This window comes from Rhodoferax sp. LS1R11 (assembly GCF_056521395.1).
In genome coordinates, this window is sequence record NZ_JBWMAW010000041.1 from 1 (window position 1) to 1676 (window position 1676).

Sequence of the window (1676 nt, forward strand, 5' to 3'; positions counted from 1 at the left end):
GTGGATTTGGGCCAAGGTCAGCGCGTGCATGTCAGCACCGGCCTGGCGTTGCTTGGACCAATCGATGATGAGCTTCAACGCGTCATTCAGACGCAGGGCCGGGTGCCAATCAAGGCGGCTGCGTGCCTTGGAGATATCGAGTTTGAGGTAGGTGGCTTCATGGGGATGCTCCCCCGCATCGGCTTGCCATTGGGCCTCACTGCCCCACAGTTGGGCCATTTGCGCGACGATCCAGCCCACCGGCTTGGCGTCTTCGTCGTTCGGGCCAAAGTTCCAGCCCTCGGCAAAGCCGGATCCCTGTTCAAACAGCCGTTCAGCCAGCGTGAGGTAGCCGCGCAAGGGCTCCAGCACATGTTGCCAGGGACGGATGGCATGGGGGTTGCGGATATCAACCCGTTTGCCCTGTTCGAAGGCGGCAAGAATGTCCGGTATCAACCGGTCTTGTGCCCAGTCGCCCCCGCCAATGACGTTGCCAGCGCGAACGGTTGCCAGGGCAACACCATGCTGGGCATGGCTGTTGGCGTTGAAATAGGATGACCGGTACGAGGCGCTAACGAGTTCGGCGCAGCCCTTGCTGTTGCTGTAGGGGTCGTAGCCGCCCATGGGTTCGTTCTCTCGATAGCCCCAAACCCATTCGCGGTTCTCGTAACACTTGTCGGTGGTGATGTTGACCACCGCCTTGATGCCGGGGGTGTTTCGCACGGCCTCGAGCACATGGACCGTGCCCATGACGTTGGTGGAGTAGGTCTCGACCGGGTTTTGGTAGGAGTAACGCACCAGGGGTTGGGCCGCCATGTGGATGACGATCTCCGGCTGATGTTGGGCAAAGACCGCCTGCAAGGCCGCCAAGTCCCGGATATCGCCCAGGACACTGGTCATGCCCTGGCCGACCCGCGCGACGTCAAACAAACTGGGGTCAGTGGGGGGCGCCAGTGCATAGCCCACCACCTGGGCGCCCATGGCCTGCAACCACAACGACATCCAGCTGCCTTTGAACCCGGTGTGTCCGGTCAGCAGGACGCGCTTGCCGCTCCAAAACGAGGGATTCAAGACCACACCTTCCAGGGCGCTTGGCCTGATTGCCACAACTCTTCAAGGTGTAACTTGTCGCGCAGCGTGTCCATCGGTTGCCAAAATCCGTGGTGCGGGAATGCCGCCAAATTTCCTTCCTGAGCCAAGCGCTCCAGGGGTTCACGTTCCCAGGTTGTCTTGTCGTCTGTGATGTAGTCAATGACTTCTGGCGAGAGCACGAAGAAGCCGCCATTGATCATGGCACCATCGCCTTTGGGCTTTTCCATGAAGCTGTTGACCTTGCTGCCCTTGAGATCGAGTGCGCCAAAACGACCGGGGGGAATCGTGGCGGTCAAGGTCGCTTTGACGTTCTGAGCTTTGTGGAAGGCGAGCAGTTCTGTGATGTTGACATCGCTCACCCCGTCTCCATAAGTAAAACAGAAGGTCTCTTCGTTTTTAAGGTAGGGCGCAACACGCTTGAGGCGGCCGCCAGTCATGGTGTCTTCGCCCGTGTCCACCAGTGTGACTTTCCAGGGCTCGGCATTGCGTTGATGGACTTCCATGCTGTTCTTGCTCATGTCGAAGGTGACATCCGACATGTGCAAGAAGTAGTTGGCGAAATATTCCTTGATGACATAGCCTTTGTAGCCACAGCACACGATGAA

2 protein-coding genes are annotated in these 1676 nt (G+C 58.8%); both read right to left on the reverse strand.

Features of this window, described 5'->3' with window-relative positions; genetic code table 11:
• A partial coding sequence (rfbG, locus tag AC097N_RS21190) for a CDP-glucose 4,6-dehydratase (protein ID WP_479584048.1) occupies positions 1-1050 on the reverse strand: 1050 nt, incomplete at its 3' end.
• Positions 1047-1676 (reverse strand): glucose-1-phosphate cytidylyltransferase (rfbF, locus tag AC097N_RS21195; protein WP_479584049.1); only part of this gene is annotated, 630 nt, incomplete at its 5' end. The genes rfbG and rfbF, both read right to left, overlap by 4 nt.